This window comes from Vibrio brasiliensis LMG 20546 (genome assembly GCF_000189255.1).
In the GTDB taxonomy this organism is placed as follows: domain Bacteria; phylum Pseudomonadota; class Gammaproteobacteria; order Enterobacterales; family Vibrionaceae; genus Vibrio; species Vibrio brasiliensis.
The window spans coordinates 18,787-39,838 of the sequence record NZ_AEVS01000018.1 but is presented as its reverse complement, the minus strand read 5'-3'; the positions used below and the strand labels follow the sequence as shown (position 1 = coordinate 39,838).

At 45.5% G+C, this 21,052-nt stretch carries 18 protein-coding genes; 9 read left to right on the top strand and 9 right to left on the bottom strand.

Translation table 11 applies throughout. From position 1 onward, the window contains the following. Nucleotides 1–7 precede the first annotated feature (7 nt). Nucleotides 8–328: a divalent-cation tolerance protein CutA gene (cutA, locus tag RH46_RS03830; protein ID WP_006878088.1), complete on the top strand. Its 321-nt coding sequence runs from the start codon at nt 8–10 to the stop codon at nt 326–328. Here cutA and RH46_RS03825 read toward each other — a convergent pair. Further along, nucleotides 292–903: a DUF2238 domain-containing protein gene (locus tag RH46_RS03825; protein WP_006878087.1), complete on the bottom strand. Its 612-nt coding sequence runs from the start codon at nt 901–903 to the stop codon at nt 292–294. The two genes, cutA and RH46_RS03825, sit on opposite strands and share 37 nt — an antisense overlap. Before the next feature lie 228 nt (nt 904–1,131). Here RH46_RS03825 and RH46_RS03820 point away from each other — a divergent pair, with 228 nt between their 5' ends. Further along, nucleotides 1,132–1,971 (top strand): isopenicillin N synthase family dioxygenase, encoded by an 840-nt coding sequence (locus tag RH46_RS03820; RefSeq protein WP_006878086.1) that lies wholly within the window; start codon nt 1,132–1,134, stop codon nt 1,969–1,971. Between the two features lie 129 nt (nt 1,972–2,100). Beyond that, a complete protein-coding gene (locus tag RH46_RS03815; protein ID WP_006878085.1) occupies nt 2,101–2,718 on the top strand; it encodes a DNA-J related domain-containing protein in 618 nt (205 codons plus the stop codon). On the opposite strand, the gene RH46_RS03810 is transcribed toward RH46_RS03815, so the two are convergent. The 5 genes from RH46_RS03810 to RH46_RS03790 form a co-directional block, all read right to left on the bottom strand. Then, nucleotides 2,715–3,263, bottom strand: coding sequence for a GNAT family N-acetyltransferase (locus tag RH46_RS03810; protein ID WP_006878084.1), 549 nt, complete (start codon nt 3,261–3,263; stop codon nt 2,715–2,717). The genes RH46_RS03815 and RH46_RS03810 overlap by 4 nt on opposite strands. Before the next feature lie 61 nt (nt 3,264–3,324). Continuing rightward, nucleotides 3,325–4,980, bottom strand: coding sequence for an ABC-ATPase domain-containing protein (locus tag RH46_RS03805; protein WP_006878083.1), 1,656 nt, complete (start codon nt 4,978–4,980; stop codon nt 3,325–3,327). An 81-nt stretch (nt 4,981–5,061) separates the two neighbouring features. After that, the gene (locus RH46_RS03800) at nt 5,062–6,972 is read right to left on the bottom strand and encodes a sensor domain-containing phosphodiesterase (protein WP_006878082.1); all 1,911 of its coding nucleotides are present in this window, start codon (nt 6,970–6,972) and stop codon (nt 5,062–5,064) included. A 228-nt stretch (nt 6,973–7,200) separates the two neighbouring features. Then, nucleotides 7,201–8,388 (bottom strand): enoyl-ACP reductase FabV, encoded by a 1,188-nt coding sequence (gene fabV, locus RH46_RS03795; protein ID WP_006878081.1) that lies wholly within the window; start codon nt 8,386–8,388, stop codon nt 7,201–7,203. Nucleotides 8,389–8,463: 75 nt separating this feature from the next. After that, a complete protein-coding gene (locus RH46_RS03790) occupies nt 8,464–9,063 on the bottom strand; it encodes an arylesterase (protein ID WP_006878080.1) in 600 nt (199 codons plus the stop codon). Between RH46_RS03790 and RH46_RS03785 the strand changes: the two genes are divergently transcribed. The 3 genes from RH46_RS03785 (at nt 9,062) to RH46_RS03775 (ending at nt 13,903) form a co-directional block, all read left to right on the top strand. Then, on the top strand, nt 9,062–9,736 hold the full coding sequence (locus tag RH46_RS03785; RefSeq protein ID WP_006878079.1) for an ABC transporter ATP-binding protein: 675 nt from the start codon (nt 9,062–9,064) through the stop codon (nt 9,734–9,736). The genes RH46_RS03790 and RH46_RS03785 overlap by 2 nt on opposite strands. After that, nucleotides 9,736–12,177, top strand: coding sequence for an ABC transporter permease (locus RH46_RS03780; protein ID WP_006878078.1), 2,442 nt, complete (start codon nt 9,736–9,738; stop codon nt 12,175–12,177). The genes RH46_RS03785 and RH46_RS03780 overlap by 1 nt, the downstream gene beginning before the upstream one ends. 265 nt (nt 12,178–12,442) lie before the next feature. Next, nucleotides 12,443–13,903, top strand: a complete 1,461-nt coding sequence (locus RH46_RS03775) for an FAD-dependent oxidoreductase (protein ID WP_006878077.1) — start codon at nt 12,443–12,445, stop codon at nt 13,901–13,903. 24 nt (nt 13,904–13,927) lie between these two features. Here the strand turns inward: RH46_RS03775 and RH46_RS03770 are convergent, their stop codons facing one another. Genes RH46_RS03770 through RH46_RS03760 form a run of 3 tightly spaced genes read right to left on the bottom strand, consistent with a single transcriptional unit; the run spans nt 13,928 to nt 16,316 of the window. Next, entirely contained in the window at nt 13,928–14,860 is a 933-nt protein-coding gene (locus RH46_RS03770; protein WP_006878076.1) for a 5-oxoprolinase subunit C family protein, read from the bottom strand. Beyond that, complete coding sequence (locus tag RH46_RS03765) at nt 14,857–15,564, bottom strand: 5-oxoprolinase subunit B family protein (protein ID WP_006878075.1); 708 nt, start codon at nt 15,562–15,564, stop codon at nt 14,857–14,859. The genes RH46_RS03770 and RH46_RS03765 overlap by 4 nt, the downstream gene beginning before the upstream one ends. After that, nucleotides 15,561–16,316 (bottom strand): 5-oxoprolinase subunit PxpA, encoded by a 756-nt coding sequence (locus RH46_RS03760; RefSeq protein WP_006878074.1) that lies wholly within the window; start codon nt 16,314–16,316, stop codon nt 15,561–15,563. The genes RH46_RS03765 and RH46_RS03760 overlap by 4 nt, the downstream gene beginning before the upstream one ends. Nucleotides 16,317–16,488: 172 nt before the next feature. On the opposite strand from RH46_RS03760, the gene RH46_RS03755 reads away from it, so the two are divergent. The 3 genes from RH46_RS03755 to RH46_RS03745 are packed head-to-tail and all read left to right on the top strand — an operon-like array spanning nt 16,489 to nt 20,973. Then, complete coding sequence (locus RH46_RS03755) at nt 16,489–18,522, top strand: TonB-dependent receptor plug domain-containing protein (protein WP_006878073.1); 2,034 nt, start codon at nt 16,489–16,491, stop codon at nt 18,520–18,522. Next, a complete protein-coding gene (locus tag RH46_RS03750) occupies nt 18,512–19,009 on the top strand; it encodes a YfiR family protein (protein ID WP_006878072.1) in 498 nt (165 codons plus the stop codon). The genes RH46_RS03755 and RH46_RS03750 overlap by 11 nt, the downstream gene beginning before the upstream one ends. Then, nucleotides 19,006–20,973: a sensor domain-containing diguanylate cyclase gene (locus tag RH46_RS03745; RefSeq protein ID WP_006878071.1), complete on the top strand. Its 1,968-nt coding sequence runs from the start codon at nt 19,006–19,008 to the stop codon at nt 20,971–20,973. The genes RH46_RS03750 and RH46_RS03745 overlap by 4 nt, the downstream gene beginning before the upstream one ends. The last annotated feature ends 79 nt before the right edge of the window (nt 20,974–21,052 follow it).

Here is a 21,052-nt window from a genome sequence, read left to right as displayed (position 1 = left end):
GCCAGTCATGAGTGGCCAGTTTTGCATTACTTTAACTACCACAGACAGCGAAGAGAATGCGCAGTCGATCATCAATACAGTGCTAAGCAAGGGATTAGCAGCTTGTATCCAGACTATGCCGATAAATAGTCACTATGTGTGGAAAGGGGAAGTCTGCTCAGACAGTGAAATATTGCTGATCATGAAGACCAAAAAGGCGTGTTACGCCGAATTAGAACAGACGATTGTGGAACAACACGGTTACGAGGTTCCACAGGTCGTCCAGATCCCATTTGTTGAAGGGTACAACCCTTATTTAGCTTGGATCGAAGCAAATACCCGTTGCTGAAAAACCAATAAACCTAAAGCGGTCATAGCGCCAAGGGTATCCATAAGCATATCTTTCTGCGCATCCCATATATCACCTTGTGATCCTAAAAATGCGATGCCTTCGTCACCACCGGCGAGGGCTGCATACCACCATTCAATAATTTCGTATCCCGCCGCCAGTGCCATAATCGCAAACAGTGCAAATGCCAGTGCGTAACCAAATGCCATTTTCTTTTTAGCTATTAAGTACTCGGCAATCGGGTATGCATACAAGCCGATGGAGTAATGGGCGACACGATCAAAGTTGTTTCTAGAAGAATCGATCAACTGATTAAACCAATCGAATGGCACTTCAGCGAACGTGTACTTTGCGCCAATGGTGTGCAGGGATAGCCAGACAAACATCAGCAGGTAGGCGGTGTTAGAAAAACGGTATTGAAGTGAGATCGCCCAAATGCCGATAAAGATCATCACTACGGGAATTATCTCTGCAATCCATACCGCGCGGGAAGAAGGCGCAATAGCAGAGAAAACAAGCAGTATCAGATAGGCGGCACTAAGCCACTTGAGAATTGGCGCGATTGGAGGTTGCATACTAGCGTCCTTGAGAGCAATTTTTTAAAAATAGTGCCACACAATAAAACAGTGTTCAATTGAATTTTTATCGATAGAATAGTTTCTGAAATAACGGAATATGTTGAAAGCCCATTGAACAGCACATTTAATCGTCAAACTCTCTTTTTCATTTCATCAAAGTTTGATTTACCTAAATGTCACACTTAGAATCTCTGCTCCAAAAAATAACGATTAGAAGTAAAAGTCATGAAACTGGAAACCGTCGATTATCTTGCTGACAACGCTGCAGAGCAGTTTGTTACCTCACTGCGTGAAACAGGTTTTGGTGTACTTAAAAACCACCCAATCCCAAAAGAGCTGGTCGAGTCAATTTACGAGAACTGGTACAAGTTCTTTATGTCTGAGCGCAAAAATGAGTTTACCTACAATGTAGAAACTCAAGATGGTTACTTCCCGCCATCAGTGTCAGAAGTAGCAAAAGGCCACACTGTTAAAGACATTAAAGAGTACTTCCACGTCTATCCATGGGGTCAGATGCCAGAAGAGCTTAAAGAGCAGATCATGGACTACTACCAGCGAGCAAACGCGTTTGCTGCAGAACTTCTGAGCTGGGTTGAAGCTCACGCTCCTAAAGAAGTCCAAGAAAAGTTTTCAGTCGCTCTATCAGAGATGATCAACGGTAGTGACAAGACGTTGCTACGTGTACTTCATTACCCACCAATGACGGGCGATGAAGAACCAGGTGCGATTCGCGCTGCCGCTCACGAAGACATCAACTTACTGACAGTACTTCCAGCTGCGAACGAGCCAGGCCTTCAGGTAAAAGCGAAAGATGGTTCATGGATTGATGTTCCTTGTGACTTCGGTAACCTGATCATCAACATCGGTGACATGCTACAAGAAGCATCGGGTGGTTACTTCCCATCAACGACCCACCGCGTAATTAATCCGGATGGTTCTCGTCAGGAACAGTCTCGCATTTCGCTACCACTGTTCTTGCACCCTAAGCCAGAAGTGGTTCTGTCTGAGCGTCATACTGCAGACAGCTACCTGATGGAGCGTCTGAGAGAACTAGGTGTAATCTAGTTAACGCAAATAGTCATGAAAAGAGTCAGCTTAGCTGGCTCTTTTTTTATGGCGCAGACGACAAATGTAACAAGCGATACTCGACAAATGGGGGATTATGTCATTTATTGAATAAAAAGAGAGAGGCTTATGTACGAAAGACAAGAACTCACTGCGCAGTTTCAGCAGTATATGGAAAACCCACTGCTCTGGCCGGTTTTAGAGGTTTTAAGAAAGAAACCTAGTGGCTGGAAAGTTCACACGCTGGCATCCCATCTGGGTGATCTTGGTTTTATCCCTGTACTTGATCCTTCTCCCGAAAAAGATCTTTTCAAGCGTAACTTCCTGATTATGAATGCCTTGTACCAGCTTCAGGAGACCTTGTATCCTGACAAGTGGTTACAAGTTGAAGCAATGAACATCATTCTGATGCCTTCCCACCAAGTGGCGGGGCATGAAGTCGATACCAGTGATCCACTGCGTGACTACTACATCCACTGGAAAAACTACGAAGCAGAAGAGGGGGAAGTTAAGCGCTTGCTCAATGAATTCTGGACTCGTTACCGTCACTCTGTGGGCAGCACTAATGGCAAAGATATGGATCGCGCTAAAGCGTTAAGCCTGTTTGAATTAAGCCATGATGCAAGCCAGACTGAAATTCGTAAAACATGGCGTAAACTGGCATTGAAATGGCACCCAGACCGAGAACGTGGTGACAGTGAGCATTTCAGAATTTTATGTGAAGCATGGAACGTATTACGTCATTAGCGTTTGGTTAAGCTATTAAACTCATTGGCAAGGATCGCCAGTATGGTAGTGTCCCACCAACGTCCTTTAAAGTAACGGTTCTCCAACAGCTTTGCTTCTATACGCATCCCGAGTCGGCGACATAACCTGATCGCGGCTCGATTCTCTGATAAGGTTTCCGCGTAGGCGCGATGAACCCCAAGCTTATCGAAGCCAAATTTGAGCAGGGCGGTCATTGCTTCTTCGCTCGCGCCTTTACCTTGCTTGCCGCGTACTAATCCGCATCCAATGGACGCCTGTTGTTCTTCTTCCAAGCGCAATCCGGCAATGCCTAGGTAATCGCCGGTCAGTTTGTCAGTAATGGCAAGGTGATACTGTTGACGAGGGGTTTGTTGAGCCTGTGATATGAACAACTCGACCAGTTGTTTGCTTTTATGCTCAGAGCAGTCCTGCTGGTTGTAAAAGCGTTGATACTTTGGGTCCTGGCACTGCTTAACGTAGTGTTCTGTATCCTTTGGACAAAAATCGCGTAAGATGAAGTGGTCAGTTTCTAATTGGAAGTTCATGATCTCTAAAACAAAAAAGCGCCAGTTAAGGCGCTTTTATACATTAGTTAATCGTTAAAGATTAGTTGGAAGCTTTAAATTGAGATCTACGCATTCTATTCAGTGCCGCCATCACGTCCAATGGACGTGGTTTAGCAAGATCGCCTTGGTTTGGCATTAGTGCTGACCAGTCACCGTAGAGCATCTCTCTGATCTCTTTAGCCGGATTGTTTGACCAGCCCGGACGTTGCGCCAGTTGGAACCATAGCCAGCCAATGGCATTGACTTCGGCACTCGATTCAAGCTGCTCTAGCGCAGTTAAGTCGGTAAACTCTTTGCCGAAGCGCAGTGACTCTAACCCTTTTGCAGCGACACGAAACTTACCATCAAGCAGGATCTTTTGCAGTGCAGCACAGTTCAAACTGCGTGGGCGGAAAGTCTCCAGACTAGATTCACTTTCGTTATGGCGCTCAGTTGGATGCTGAAGCACAACTTGCTTCGCTTTCTCGGTAACATCAACTGGCTGATAGTCGTGCATCTGAATGACAGTATCGGCAACATCGAGATAGTCGCCCGAACCACCCATTACGATAATCGTTGAGATATCGAGATGGTCTCTTAACTGACCAATACGATCGACCAGTGGAGTAATCGGCTCATCGCCTTTACTCACTAATGCCTGCATGCGTTCATCGCGAATCATAAAGTTGGTTGCGGAAGTGTCTTCATCAATCAACAGACCGTTAGCACCGGCTTCAATAGACTCTTGTAACCAGGCCGCTTGCGAAGTTGACCCCGACGCATCCTGAGTCGAAAAGTCACTTGTGTCTTTACCCATTGGCAGGTGATTGATGTAGTTGGACAGATTAAGGCTGTGTACACAACGACCGTCTTCTGCGCGGATCTTCATCGCGTTTTGATTGGTGACAATGTATTCACGGCCATCACCAGGAATGTGGTCATAGATAGAACGTTCAATAGCGGTTAACAGAGTAGACTTACCGTGGAAGCCGCCACCCACGATTAAGGTAATCCCTTTTTTGATTCCCAAACCCGTAATTGAACCCATATTCGGTGTTTCGATAGTCACTTCGAGAGATTGTGGAGCGACAAACGGGACTGCATCTTTCATCGGTAAATCGCAATTTCCCGCAACGCGTGGCAAGATCGAGCCATTACCAACGAATGCTAACAGACCCAATTTATCGAGTTGACTACGCAAAGACGCCTGATCTTCAACCACTTCACAATGTTTCTTCAGTGCTTCTAGGTCAAGCTCGCGCTCCAGAGTGGCACGACGAATAAACTTTGGCAGATGGAAGGTCAACAGGTTGTCGGCCTTTTTACCCAACACGGAGCGGCCTTCTGCTGGCAGGTTGACGCGAAAACGCAGTTCGATACCCTGATCCGTAAACAAAACCGCAGTGCTATCTAATACTGCCTGTCCCGTTAAGCTGATGCTAAGAGATGATTCCTGTTTCGAAAGCTGGGCAAAGGTACGGGCAATAAAATCTCGCGCTGCGATTTGATATTGTGCCGATTTATCTAACAGCCAGGCTAATCCTGTTACCGACCAAGGACGTACAGCACGAACTCGTGAAGCCGAAGCGTATGGGTCTCCCTGAACATGATCAATATGGAAGGTGTAGTCACCGAAGTCGTAATCGCCTTTGATTTGCTGATACGCGCGGTAGTTCTGTTTTTCAATTTTCTTTAGCTTAGCAGTTAACTGATCCATATTGATTTCATCGATTGGGAAACACGAAAGGCGAGGATTATAGAAACCGCTCGCCAGAGAGTAAAGCGCTTACTGCTGCCGTTATGAATAAGTGTATTTGATTGTAGAAGATATTTGGTTAAACAGGTTGGCTTCAAACTCGTCGTACGGCATTGGTCGACCATACAGATAGCCTTGACCGACATCACAGCCTTCAGCAAGGATAAAGGCTTCATGATCAGGATTCTCAATCCCTTCGACCGTGACCTGAAGATTGAGTTTTTGTGCAATGTTGATGATTGAACGGACAATTTCTTTGTCTTCTTCACTTTCATCAAGCTGGTGGACAAAGCTTTTGTCGATTTTAATTGCATCAAATGGGAATTTTTTGAGGTAATTGAACGATGCGTAGCCAGTTCCAAAATCATCAAGTGACAATGTAACGCCAAGTTCGCTCAGTGACTGAAGCGTATTACGCGCAACAACTTCGTCAGCGATCAAGCCACTTTCAGTGATTTCGAGTTCTAAATAATGAGCAGGCAGGCGGTAAGCATTGAGCAGATCCTGGAGCTGGGTAACAAACTGTGGACTTTGCAACTGTACGGCAGAGACATTGACGCTGACTTTAAAGTCTTCAATTTTTACCGACCACTCGGCTGCTTTTTGTATCGCCGAGCGCAGTACAAAACTGCCAACTTCAAAGATAAGACCATTTTGCTCTGCCAGGTGAATCAGTGTCTCGTTGGAAATGTCGCCGAGAATTGGGTGACGCCACCTAAGTAGAGCTTCAGCACCTACCCAGCGATGAGTTTCTGGTGAGACCTTAGGCTGAAAATAGAGTAGCAGGTCATCATTGCGTACAGCCTGGAGTAAGTAGCTCTCTAACTGGCTGATGCTCTTTTGTGTGTCAGAGATATCTTGTGAGTAAAAACTGAACTTATGACCAGAGTCTTTACAAGATTGCATTGCTTCAGCGGCATACTTGAGCAGGCTTTTGGCACAGTGACTTTCATCCGAACTGGAGACGCCAATGTAGCTGTGTAAATGGAGGCTTTCCCCCTCTACGGCAAATTTAGATTGGCTGACTTCAACCAACTCCTGACAGAGTAGGTTAATGTCATTGTCGTAATCGTCGCTCTCAAATATAAACACCAGATCGGTAGAGCTAGGACGCGCAGTAATGACATTAAGAGCAGAGTGCTGATGTAGACGTTGGCGAAATTCAATCAGGATGTGCTCCCAAGTGGAGTAACCATATTTGGACTGAATACGGCGCCCGTTAGTAAATCCAACATGCAGTACGCCGACTTTATGTGTCTTACTGGTGGAAACGTCTTTAATCAGGCGCGTTGCTTCGTGCTCCAAAGCTGAACGATTAAGGAAACCTGTTCCTAAGTCATGAAGTTGCTGATAGCGCACCTGACGTTCTGCAGCGCGACGTTTATCGATCTCCTGGTTGAGAGAGAAATTAAGATCGACCAAATCTTGGGTACGAGTCTGAACGCGAGACTCCAGTTCACTATTGAGTTGCTGTAAGTGATGATTCTGAAAAATGGTTTCAAGCTGAGCTTCAATCGAATTGCGAAACGACATTAACAACTGTTGATAGGTGTCGTTAAATGGATTTTCTTTACTATCGAGGACACAAATCGTGCCGAATGTTTTTCCATTTGGCCAACGTAAAGGTAAGCCGCAGTATGCGACCAAGCCAAATCTCATATCCGGATTGTTGCACCAATCCGGATCTTTCGCGGCATTAGCAACCAACAGCTGACGACTTTCGTTAATCACTGTCTCACAATACAAACCTTTACCCAAACTTTCAGCGTCGCCTATCTGATAAGGGTGAGTGTGATTGTTATTGGCGGTAAATACCTCGATATGTTTCTTATGCACACGCATGATCAAAGCTGCTGGCACATCGACAATCTCAGCCAACAGATTGACAATAACTTGCCATCCCGAGCTCATTTCATCAGGAATAACCATGTTGTCTGTATTTAATTTAGACATACAAACTCCCTGTTGATTAAATTGGTATGAGGGCATTCCTTGCACTCTGTTTTAAGGATAGTCGCTACGATGCACATACGAGTAGAGATTTGTTCAATAATTAAACGCCGGGTGGCACAAAGAGTTAGGATGCATGATGAAATTGGTAAAAAAAAGCCCCTAGACTCAGCTATGGGGCAATCAATACACTTTGTCTTAAAAGTGACACAAGGTTCTAAAACAATAACTTCATTTTATAAACTTATCAGTATCGATCTTGCTGGAGTAATCAACTCCGTCTATATCAAACCCGTTTAAGTTAAGAAATTCATGTTTAAAACCCTGGTAATCGCCTAACTGCATAAAGTTATCGCTATTGATTTCATCAAGCAGTTGTTTAACGCGAGCCTGTGTTTCAGGATCCAATTCCCAATCGTCCATGCGAATGAGTCTTTCCCCATCCACTGGAACCTGTTCTCCGCCATAAAGTTTACTGCTGAACAGACGCTGCATTTGTTCGATACACCCTTCGTGAGTGCCTTTTTCTTTCATCACTTTATACAGAGCAATGATGTAAGGAGTTAAACCCGGAATAAAAACACTTGCCTTCGTTACCAGCGCTTTACACACCGTCGCGTAAGCTCCGCCATCAAAGTTGGCGAGTTTCAAGTTCAACGCATGGCTGGTTTGATGCAGGTCGATCTTAGCACGGCCTAAAGTACCATCCAGATAAATAGGGTGAGTGATCTCTGGACCAATATAAGAGAAGGCAATGGTCTTGCAGCCTTTAGCGACAGACTCAGAGTTGATCAGAGCATCAATCCAGGCTTCCCAGTCTTCACCACCCATCACTTTTCGAGTCGCTTCTGCTTCTTCTTCGGTGGCAGGTTCAAGGGTTGAGTTATGCCATTGATCGTTTTCAAGTACCAGAGTTGTCCCTGATACTGGTTGGCCAATAGGTTTAATCGCTGAGCGCCAGAACTGGCCGGACTCGGCTTTAGGGCGCATACCGGAAGCAACGCTGTAGATGACTAAGTCAACTTCGCCTTCGAAATAGGTTTCGATAGCTTCGACAACGTCATCTTTAATTTGTTGAGAAAAGGCGTCACCGTGGATATTAACCGCTACTCGCCCAGCGCGCTTTGCGTGTCGTTTGAAGTAGTAATCATTATAGAAACCTGCTGACCCAGTGCCTTTTTCCGACGGTTTCTTTTCAAATGAAACGCTAATGGTATCCGCTTGTGCTCCAAATGTGAGAGCAATGCGCGAAGCGAGACCAAAACCAGACGAACCACCAATAATCAGAACGCGCTTGGGACCATTGGTAATTGGCTGTGATGCCTTTACATATTCAATCTGGTTTAGAACGGCTTGCTCACAGCCTAATGGATGCGCACTACGCGCTACAACACCATCTATTACAGGTTTTATAATCATTTCTTATCCTTCACCTACTAACGGTATCTGAGCAAATTATCGTAAAGCTGTGTAAAGTTCATTGAGCTAAAGCAACTAGAAGTGATTAATTAACTGATTGGCAACAAAATCTGAAATCCATGCTTGCGCTTCTGGTTTCGGGTGAAGACCATCACTCATCATCCAGTCAGGGTTTACAATGACGCCTTCAAGAAAGAAGGGCAGCAACGGCACATCGAGTTTTTCCGCTGTAGAAGGGAAGATGGATGAAAAAGCCTCAGTATAGCGCTTACCATAGTTAGGTAAGACGTGGATTTGCATGATCATTGGTTTTGCATCGGCTTGCCTAATCAAGGCGACCATTTGAGTTAAGTTATTACCGATCAGGCCAGGGGGAAAACCACGCAGTCCGTCATTGGCACCTAGTTCGATCAGAACGTAGTCTGGTTGATGTTGTTCAAGTAATTTTGGCAGACGGGCTAAACCATTGCCCGTAGTGTCACCAGAGATGCTAGCATTAACCACGTTAACATCTTGATCTTTATCGGCAAGATCTTGCGTAAGAAGAGAAGGCCAAGCCTGTTCAATAGACATTTGGTAGCCAGCACTCAGGCTGTCGCCAAGTATCATCAGGGTTTTGCTGTAGGCAGGGTTAAAAGCAGTCAGTAAAAGTACAAAGGAAAGTAGTCGAAACATGCAAACGTCCGTTATTAAAGCACAATCATTGTCCAAGATAGTCTCTACTAAACAAGAGCAATTAACAATCCTTGAAAATGTCAATCTTGATATTCAGGAGGGAGAAAGTGTTGCAATTGTAGGGACATCGGGAGCTGGTAAGTCGACCCTTATGACATTGCTGGCGGGGTTAGATATACCGACCAGTGGTGAAGTTAGCCTGCTTGGTCAATCTCTGCATAGCTTAGATGATGAAGCGAGAGCAGCGATTCGTAGCGAGTCGGTTGGCTTCGTTTTTCAAAGCTTTTTACTTATCCCAAGCCTTAGTGCTTTAGATAATGTCACCTTGCCTTGCTTGTTGAAAGGTGACAAGGAAGACAAACAGCGCGCGATGACTCTTCTAGAATCGGTTGGGTTAGGTAGTCGTATCCATCACTCACCAACCCAGTTATCTGGCGGAGAGCAACAACGTGTCGCTCTTGCACGGGCTTTTATGATTCAGCCAAAGGTTCTGTTTGCTGATGAACCAACGGGTAACCTTGATGAACATACCGCGAGCACAATTATTGAACTGCTGTTTGATCTGAATAAAAAGCACGGAACAACCTTAGTTCTGGTTACACACGACCAGAAGCTTGCCAAGCGTTGTGATCGAGTTTTGACTATGAAAGCTGGCCAGTTGGAGGAGTCGTGATGGGGAAATCAAATCACGGTGCATTCAATAGTCAGATGGTGCGCTGGAGCATTAGTGAAATAAGGCAGGGGCAATTGTGGCCTGTCGCCATCGCGCTTGTGATGATTATTGCCTGTATATTTGCTTTGACTGCATTGGCAGAACGAATGGAGCAGGTGGTAGTCAAACAGGGCAAGCAGGCCTTAACGGCCGATACGGTCTTTACATCTTCCAACCCTATTCCTCCTTCACTAACTCAGTTAGTTGCCGAAAGTGAACTGACCACATCGCTACAAACTCGATTTGGAACCATGGCATTTAGCGAAGACAGCATGAAGCTGATTACCGTTAAAGCGGTTGATAGCCAATACCCGTTACAAGGGGATTTTCGTCTTAGTGATGACAACAGTGAGTTTTCTGCGGTAAAACCAGGCGAACTATGGCTGGATGAGCGTCTGTTCTCACAGCTTCAAGTTGATATTGGTGACAGTGTCACAGTGGGTGATGCCGATTTCGTTATCAGTGGGCGAGTTGTTGAAGAGCCAGGTCTTAGTTTCAATCCTTTCCAACAGATGCCGTCTGCATTTATTCATAGTGACGATTTAGATAAAACCGGAGCGATTCAGATTGGTAGTCGAGTCAGATACAGCCTGTTCATCGACGGGGACGAAAGCGACATTGAGCTGTTAAAAGCGAACGTAAAACTCACGCCTAGTGACCGTTGGCGAGACCAAAATAGTGCCAGCCGCACTAATGAAGTGTTTCAGAGAACGGAGCAATACCTCTCTTTGACCGTTGCGATTGTAATCATAATGGCCGCCACCACGTTAGTGCTTACCTGTCAGCATTATGTCACTACCAGGCGAAAGACGATTGCCATGCTGAAGAGTCTTGGCGCAAGCAAACGTTGGGTAACGCGCTGGTTACTCACTCAGGTATCTATCTTATTGGTGACCGCAATTGTATTCGGCACATCACTGGGGATGCTACTCGAGTTCTTGCTGAGAATTCCTCTTGTGGATCTGCTACCAAATCCGCTGCCTGGTTACGGCATTAAGCCAGCGCTGATTGCAATTACCACCAGTATTCTTATCGCAGTTCCAGCATTGGGAATTCCACTATTGGGTCTGATCAACGTTAGTGCCGTCAATGTTATGCAGTCACAGGCGGTTTCCCAACAGAGTAAGCGTAGGTTCCTGTTACTGCTATTCCCGTTGGTGCCAATGTTAGTCGCTTATTATGACAACCTTTTGGTTTGGATCGTTCTTGCAGGTATGGGCGGACTGTTTTTAGTGCTTGGACTACTGAGCGTTGCGATCACTAAGTCTCTTGCCAGAATGCCACTTTCGCCGGCGTTAAAATTGGCTCTGAGCCGTATCAACCGCTCAACCGCAGCGACTGGAATTCAGTTTGGTGCGTTAGCCTTATCACTGATGTTGCTCGCCACCATGTGGCTAGTGAGAACCGATCTACTGTCTGACTGGAGTCGTACCATACCTAAAGATGCGCCCAACGCATTCGCGCTGAATATTGCTCCTTATGAAAAGGATGGCTATTTAAAAGTCCTTGATGACAACAACATCGAGCGCTCGCTAGATTACCCAATTATTCGTGGCCGTTTAGTGGATGTTAATGGTGTCGACGCCAAATCAGTGGCAAATGGACGCGAGTCCAGTGATGCGTTAAGACGAGAGATAAACTTCACTTTTGCCGATGGGATTCCGGCACATAATGAAGTGGTGACAGGGCAGTGGACGCAGGCTAACGGTGTGTCAGTCGAGCAAGATGTCGCTGAAGAGCTGGGGATTGAAGTTGGCGATAAGCTTGGCTTTGTTATCAACAGTCAGCCAGTGTCGGCAATTGTAAATTCGATACGTGCAGTAGAGTGGCGTGATATGAAGCCGAACTTCTACTTTATCTTTACTAAAGATGTGTTAGCAGAGATTCCGGCCACTTATCTGGTCAGTTTCCGTGTCGAGGAAAGTGACAACGAGTTACTTAATGGACTGTCCCGTCAATATCCGACAGTGAGTTTGATGGATATCAGAGTTATGGGAGCGAAAATCCAGCAGCTACTTGAACAGATTGTCTGGTCTATAACATTGCTAGCTGGCATCGGAGTTCTGTCAGGATTGTTGCTGATCTTTACTCTGTTGCGATTAAGTCTTGGTCAACGTCAGGAAGAGATTCAGCTTTACCGTACTTTAGGTGCAAGTAAAAAGCGCGTTGAACAAACCATTTGGGCTGAATATGGCATGATGTCTTTGATCGCCGCTTTGATCGCCGCATTGGGATCGGAGTTGGTGGTGGGGGCGCTAATGGTTTACGGCTTTGATCTAGAACCTAATCTGCATCTCACCTTGTGGATTACCTTACCAATAGCGACTTTCTTCACACTGGCTTTGGTTGTTAACAGCCTGATAAAAGGGCTACTAACCCCTATAAATAAGGCAGTTAGCTAAATCTGAATGGCCAGGTTATTCAGTTATCCACAAAAACGGTGGATAAAGTTTGGGATAACTTGGCCTGTAGATAAGTTGGAAATTCTCACAAGCCTGTATAGCAAAAGCTCGTCACCGATTTGTTATTCACAGCAGTGATTATTTCCTGTTTCATCATTTTTGAGTCAAGCATTTTTTTCATTTTTTTTTCGTCAAAATGTCATAAATTCACCATGCAAAAATTGTGATTTTATTCACTCGGTATTGGCAGTAAAATATCCTGAGAATGAACGAATTAGCCACATTAATGCAACCTGAATCGCAATCAACCCATACCCCGAGCGTCGCTATTATTGGCGGTGGTATCGCTGGTGCAACAGCCGCTGTTCACATGGCGGAGCTAGGTTTAAATGTCCACCTGATCGAGAAAGGATCTGGATTAGTTAGTGGGCCGCCGATCTGTCATCTTCATGCTGGTGGAAATTTGTACAGAGAGATCTCCACAGAGCAGTGCATAGAATTACTAAAGCAGTCAATTGACACCATCAGACTTTACCCGCAAACCGTCAATAAGCGCCCAACCGTCATTGCGGTTCCATACAGTGACGGAGGGAGCCCGGAAGAGTTGTATGAACGTCTGATCACTATTCAGGACTGTTATGCACAACTGGTTGAGAAAGATTCAGCCAATAAGGTTTTGGGTGAACCCGCCGATTACTACAAATTCTATAGCCGCGATGAGATTGAAGCCTTAGCCGAGTTAGAACAGCCTGCTCAGCCTTCAACGATTGATGAGTGGTTGATACCGTTTGCTAAGCATACTGACTTAGAAGTGTTGAAGTTTCCGGTTGTCGCGGTACAAGAATATGGTTGGAGCGTCTTTCGTATTGCGGCTTCCGCCACCCTGGCATTAGAGAAAATGCCCAATTGCCAGTTAAAGACAGACACGCAGGTGATTGGTGTTGAAGAGTCTGAACAAGGTTGGGCGTTAGAGTGCTTAGATAGTGACGGACAGGTCGAGTTCTTACATGTCGAGTATTTGGTTAATGCTTGTGGCTACGAGACCGGTTCCATTGATGATTTGGCGCAAAAACCCCGTGAGCGATTGGTTGAGTTTAAAGCCGCCTACGTAACGAACTGGCCTGAATGTCAGGAACTTTGGCCTGAGGTTATCTTTCACGGTCCACGAGGTACGCCAAATGGTATGGCTCAGTTAACGCCTTATCCTGATGGGATCTTTCAGTTACATGGTATGACCAAAGACATTACCTTATTTGAAGACGGTCTGGTGGCGTCTGATAATGCTTCGTCGCAGCCGAGCCTGCCGTTAAGGCTGAAAAGCAAAATCCAGAAAGGGTGGGATGAAGAGGTGATAGTCGAGCGTAGTCGTCGTGCTATCGAGCATATGTCGCGATTTATCCCTGATTATCAGCGCGCGCACGAATTTGGTACCCCCTTGTTTGGCGCACAACAAATTCCGGGTAAAGATGACACGCTAAGGGCTGCGGACGTAACCTTTGAAGGTAAGCATTACGCTCGGGTCGAAGTTGTCAAAGGTTCATCCGCCTATGAAGCGGCGATCAAGCTGGTTGAACAGTGGCAATTATTTGATTACCAGAGCCAGACTATCGAGCAGCTACACCCGGTTACTCTGGCTTTAACTAGCACTGAGATAGAGCAAAAAGCTAAGCAGCTAGCTGAGCTCAGAACCTATCCGCAACAACTCGCTCAATACTACGGTCAGTAAACCTAAGGGCCTGATTAACAGGCCCTAGTAACCAAAGAATCTTGCCCACTGACACCATACATCTTGCAAACCTAGCAAATCACCTCGCACAAAACGTACCTTTTGACCTGGCTTAGCCTGAGCAAGGCGCGGCAAGTCTATACGTGCTACGCAGCCGATTTTTGGGTATCCACCTATGGTCTGCCTGTCATTAAGTAAGATAATAGGTTCACCGTTAGGAGGAACTTGAACCGAACCAAGAGCGATTCCTTCACTCAGGTACTCTTTGTCGGGTACTGCTATCTGATTCCCCGAGAGTCGATAGCCCATACGACTGACTAGCTGACTGACATCAAACTCAAGTTCATAAAGGGCATTGATTGAGTCACGGGAAAAATCGCTGACCTGATACCCTTCGATAAGACGCAGTTCAATCGGTAAGTTGTAATCCGGCTTATAACGGAACGTCATCTGTACTGAGCGTGCTCTGGGTACGTGTGGAGTAAACTTAAGTACATCGCCCAGTGATAGTGGGTAGCCATCAGCTAAACCACCGAGTTGGTCGCGAGTGACGGTTGCAGCGCTGCCAAGCTGCGGAGAAACCAAAAAGCCACCAGTAATGGCCAGATAACTACGTAAACCATTTTTCGGCAGACCAAAGGTTAATCGCTGACCTTTAAGGGCTTTAAACGTTGACCAGTTGTCGAGCGGGATGCCATCAAGCCTGGCACCTAAATCACCGCCTGCGATTGCCATTTCACAGGTCGAGTGGATAAGAAACTCTGCCTGACCCAAGGTAATTTCGAGTGTCGGCATGTTAACGGTATTACCGAGCAGGTGATTGGCCCAGCTATAGGCGTAATCATCAACAGGCCCACCCTGAGTGATCCCGTAGTGGGCGAGGCCAAATCGGCCGAAATCCTGAATCAACGTCTGCTGGCCCGGTTTGATGACTTCAATAAATTGTTCGTTGTTCATTGCCACCCCTCCGTAATGCGTCCACCGAGAGTGAGGAATTCATTTCCATCAATGCGCCTGAAACGTATCCGGGTACCAATAGTAAAGGGTAGGATTGGAGTGTTGTTTGGATGGTAAAGTTCGATAGGGCAGTTACCAATAATATTCCACCCACCTGGACTATCGCTCGGATAAATTGCGGTCTGATTATTAGCAATACCGACGCTGCCTTTAGGTAAGCTGACTCTAGGTGTGGCTTTGCGAGGTAATTGAATCGTTGGATCAACATCGGTTAAAAATGCAAATCCAGCTGAAAAACCAATCGCACCAACGGTATATTCTGTATTGCAGTGACGTGAAATAACATCCTCGACCTCAAGCCCTTGTTGCGTATATAGAGCGAGATCTGGCCCGACAGCGGCATCGTAATAGACAGGTAGCTCTATGACTTCTGGCTGGTGGAACTCTGGCATATGATGCAAGGCTTCTGTGACGAGTTTTTCAAGGTAAGGAACGAACTCAAAGATGGATACTCGATGAGGTAAATAGTCGACTAGGATTGAGTCAAAAGAGGGAGTGACATTCATTACCCATGTACCGAGTTGATTACTAAGGTAGTGGCTGATTTCACCAATAACCCACGATAGGTGATCGTTCGGTGAACTGTGGAAGCGAATGAGAATCGAACACTCCGCGACCGGATCGATTGACGTTTCTATTTTCATCCGCTACTTCCCTCGCCATTGATTAACGCTCTGATTTTTTCGATAACACGAATGCTCTGCGGGTTATCGCCGTGGACGCAAATGGTATCCGCATCGAGGGCAATCGAAAAACCATCGATAGTGCGAACTTTGCCATATTGAACGATCTGTTGTACCTGATTGAGGATCTCTTCTTCACTGCCTAGCACAGCGTTAGGCAAACTGCGTGGGGCTAATTGACCATTTGCCAGATAGTGACGATCTGAAAACGCTTCAAACAGAAGCGGTACGTCATATCTGTCGGCTATATCGAGTAACTTTTGATTGTCGGTGACAGCTAATGTCATCAGAGGCAGGTTAAAGCTTGAGACAGCATCAACCACCGCTTCAAATATGGTCATATCCTTCTGCATGTCATTGTAAAGCGCTCCGTGGGGCTTTACGTAGCTGAGCTCTGTGTTGTGGCTTTCACATAGCCCTTTGATCGCACCTATCTGATAGATAAGCATTGAGGTTATCTCTTCTACAGAGAGAGGTATGCTCCGGCGACCAAAGCCTTGTAGATCTGGATAGCTGGGGTGGGCACCGACCTGCACATTGTGGGCAATCGCGAGCTTTATGGTGTCGCTCATGATTTTGGGGTCAGACGCGTGAAAACCACAGGCGATATTTGCCATGTCAATGTGGGGCATAACGGCACTGTCATTGCCCATTTTCCATGAACCAAAGCTTTCACCCATGTCACAATTGAGACTGATTGAACGTTTTATCATCAATGAAAGAATTCCCTAATCAAATCACTTAGTAACATGTTTCAATTGACTAAATTAAACAGTGATCGGTTTCATTATTTCACCAACAAACCTAAAAAAGTATTTTGTGCTGTATGTAATTAAATATTGATAAATGAAATAATACACATTGCTAATATATTCAGGTAAATGGATGTTACGACCAACACTGCTTTCCTTAGTTCTAACGACCACTACGACTATCGCCTATGCTGAAGGCGATCTCAACGAGCTTATGTCTATGAGTTTAGAAGAACTTTCTATGCTCGATGTGACTGTAGAGACCGCATCAAAATTTGCTCAGGATTTGACGGATACTCCTGCAGCAGTTTATGTACTTGATGGTGAACGTATTCAAAGAAGTGGTGTGCGAACACTGGCCGACGCTTTGGCAATGGTTCCTGGTATGCGAGTCAGCCACTATTCAGCTACAGAACCCACGGTATCCGCTCGTGGCTTCCATAGCGGCCTGTTTAATAAGATGCTGGTACTGCAGGACGGGCGAAGCCTTTATAGCCCTATTTATGGTGGTGTCTACTGGGCAGATGTCGATTACCCGATCGAGGATATCGACAGGATTGAAGTGCTTAGAGGACCTGCTGGTTCTATCTGGGGAGGCAATGCTGAAAATGGCGTGATTAACATTGTCACCAAAACCGCCAGGCAGACTCAGGGTGGTTTAGTCTCAGCGAGCTATCAGCAATATGGTAGTTATGACTTATCTGTCCGGCAGGGACTGCAATTGTCCCAATACATATATGCGCGAGCATACTACAAGCACAAATCGGAAGCCTATCGACCGATAAGTCCAGATAAACATTGGCGGACACACAACGCAGGAATCGTGGTTGAGAACTCAAACCAATGGGTTTTGCGTTTCGGTGGAGAGAAAAGTGGCGTTGACCAGGCACTATATACAGTCAACTATTCAGGTGGGGTCTCAACGGGTACCAGCTCCAATATCGAAACCATAGACAGTCATTCCTACTACGCTCAGCTTGATACCATGCAGACTCTGTCTGATAACACGGAAAGTAATTACCGCTTTTGGTTACAGCAAAACTATGACACCGCTTACGATGCGCCAGGGAAGTATTCGACCTTTGATGCAGAGTTCAACTTTTCTACACAGCTAACAGCCAAACATAACATTATCTATGGTGGTGGATATCGTTACATCGCCCTTGATCTGTTCCATCAACTAGCAGGCTATGACCTCAATGCGGTTGATTATTATATTCGTCTCTACAATATCGAGTCTGCAGCGGACAGCATTGTTAATAGTTATATCCAGCATGAGGGGCAGTGGAGCAGCAATTTTAAAACCGTATTTGGGGTTAAAGCAGAGTACTTTGAGCAAGGCGATAACTTGGAACTATCACCTCAACTACGTGGCATTTATGATTTAGATTTCAACAGCAGTATCTGGCTAGGTGTAGGACGAAGCATTGTTGCACCGTCCTATATGGACACCAACTCGGCGTTTATTGCTAACAAATTGTATTGCCCTGGCAGTGAGGATTGTAGCAGCGATCCGAGTAAGTTGATGTATTTCTATCAAATGACGCTTCCTGCCGCCGACAGGGATTTAGAAAGCGTGATTACCTATGATGCGGGATATCGTTTTATGGCGGCGGGCATCGAACTTGATACGACGCTGTTTTACAGCCATTACGACAATATTGTCGGCATTGAGTATCAAAGCCGCTATCCGGGCTACGACCAGATCGATCTCTATCAGCTTAATTACGACTATCTGGTTGACTCTTTTGGTGTGGAAGTCGCAGCACATTGGATGGTCAACGATTCATTTTCTTTATACGGCAGCTATAGTTACTTAACCCTTGATCATGACTGGCAGCCTTCAGCGAATAGTAACGGTAGTGCTGAAGGTCTTATGTCACTGGATTCTCAACACTTAGCGTCATTGCAAATGCTGTGGCAGGTCAGTCAGCAGGTTCAGTTAGACATGTTGTTGAAGGGACAGGAGGTCAACTACGAGACCAATGTTCAGTTAGACAATGTTGTTGCTCTTGATGTGAGGCTCGCCTGGCAGCATAGTTCAAAAGCACCGTTAGTTGAGTTATTGGTGCAGAATTTAGGGGAAAAGCAGGGTTACTACGAGGATGTGAGTAGTTTTTATAAACGCGAACAGTTAGTTGCGTTAAGGCTAAGCTATGAATACTAAATTGTTTAGGGTGTTCGGCGCTATGGGCTTAGTTTTGATGCTAAGTTCGCAATTGGCATACGCCGCTTTTAGCCCTGAACAAGTCAAAGCGGTTTATCTCTACCGGATAGTGAGTTTTATCCATTGGCAGAACGAAGATCGGATGTCGAGCATAAATATCTGCGTACCGGACAGCGATGAGATAAGAAGCATAATGAGCGAAATTGCCGAAGGAAAAACGGTGCGGAATAAGCCAATCCATATCACCAGTCAAGGGTGTGATGTGGTGTTTATAAGCCAGCGCACCAATTTAACCATGCTGAAAACTATGCCGAAAAATACCGTGACAGTAAGCGATGTCTTAAGATTTACCGACTATGGTGGCGCGGTTGAGTTAGTGACAAAGGCAGGCAAGATAAAACCCAAAGTGAACCTTGGTAATGTGGGGAGTTATCGTATTTCTTCAAATTTTCTGCGCGTATCTGATGTTGAGGGAGAGTTAAAATGAAATCGCTCAACGACCTATCTTTAAAAAGTAAATTAATCATTCCGATTATTGTTTTTACTGGCTTGATCTTTGTCTTGTCTCAGGGCTTTGCCTTTTTCCATGCGTTTGATACACAAAAAGACAATCTCATTGACCGCGTCGGTGTGTTGGCAAAAGGGGTAGCGTTTAACCTTCAGGCAGCAATTCTTTTTGATGACAGTTTGGCCGCGACAGAGGTTCTCGATGCTTTCTCCGCTGATGACGAAGTCTCTAGAGTTAAACTCTATACATCCGATGGCCAGCTGTTTGCTATGTATGAGGGCGATGGCCCAGTGGCGCCAGTACCTACCGAGCGCCAACGAATGGAAATTAGCCATCAAGGCTATTCAATTGGTAGCGAGCATATTTTTCTATTGGTTCCGGTAGAACTAGAAAATGAAATCATTGCCTACTTAAGAGTGATCATTTCAAAATCATCTTTCAAAGAGCTCTACGATAGTGCGCTGTTAAATAGCCTGATGTTTTTAGTCTTGCTGACGCTTGCAGGAATCGTGCTCTATATGACGGTCCAAAAATACATCGTTAATCCTGTTTACCGGCTTAACCTTGGTATGCGCTCTTTTATTGACAGGAAGCAGACGGATCTTAACATCACGCCAGCCGCTAACGATGAAATAGGGGCTTTAGTGTCGGCGTTCAACACCATGCTAGACCGACTTAAACAAAGAGACTTGCAAGTAGAGCACACACTAGACAAGCTGGAAGAAGAGAAGTCATTTGCGAACCAAGTGGTTGAGGCGGTAAAACATGCCTTGGTGGTGGTTAACTCTAAAGGGCAGATCATTCACTTTAATGAGTCTGCGTGTCAGGTGTTTCGCTGCACCAGCGCATACCTTAAAGGGGCTAGTATTCTCGATTTTATCGATGGTGGAAAATCAACGCTAATTGAACAGGCAATCAAACAGCAGCAGGAATTCGTCGATCAACAGTTCTGGGTAACGGACGTGTTTGAACAGCGTCAACTGCTTCAAGTGAGCAGCGCTAAGCTAAGCAAGTTGGGGCAAGTGCTGTTTGCTATTCAGGATGTCACTGAAGTTGAAATGGCATTACAAAGACAACGTCTTGCAGCAGGCGTGTTTGAACATAGCCAGGATGCATTGATAGTTACCGATGAGAATGATGTGATTACAATGGTCAACCCAGCTTTGACATTGCTATTGGGTTACTCTCAAGACTCCCTCCTTGGCAAGAAAACCGAACAGATCTTTGAGTGGCAGCAGTTTCGTTCTCTGATGCCAACAATAAAAGAGGCGGTAATCAATTATGGACAGTGGCAGGGCGAGGTTTGGGAAAAACACTTCTTTGGTCACAAAGTGCCTATGTTTGCCAAGGTGTCACGGATCGTCAACAACGATGATGAGAACGCCTTTGACTTTGTTTATATCCTGACAGACCTCTCTAATCTAAAAGAGATGGAAAGACTGGAGCACTTAGCTCACCACGATTCATTAACAGGACTGGCGAATCGCGCCAAACTTTACCGGGTACTTTCCGAAGTTCTAAGCGGTGAGCGCAGTGGCAAAGATGGCCTGGCGTTACTCTATCTCGATCTGGATGGCTTTAAAGGTGTTAATGATACCTATGGTCATGATGCGGGTGACGAAGTATTAAAACAGGTTTCTGACCGTCTTCTCTCGCAAGTCAGAAGTAACGACCTGGTTGCACGATTATCCGGTGATGAATTTGTGATTATGATTAACTCTACCACCAAGCAATCGGTCTCAATACTTGCAGAGCGATTAGTCGCTCTGATCCAAAAAGAGATTATCTACAAAGGTAGACAACTTAAGGTTGGCGCAAGTATCGGCGTTCATTTTGTCGAAGATTACGATAAAAGCATGGACGAGTTACTTAAGGCCGCAGATACCGCCATGTATCAGGCAAAAGCGAGCGGCAAAGGTCGCTTTGTCATCAATCACGGCTAGTTTGGTCAAAATAGTGTGCGATAGCCTATATTTGAAAGTAGGTTTTGGTTAATATTTGCCACAATAATTCAGAAGGTTA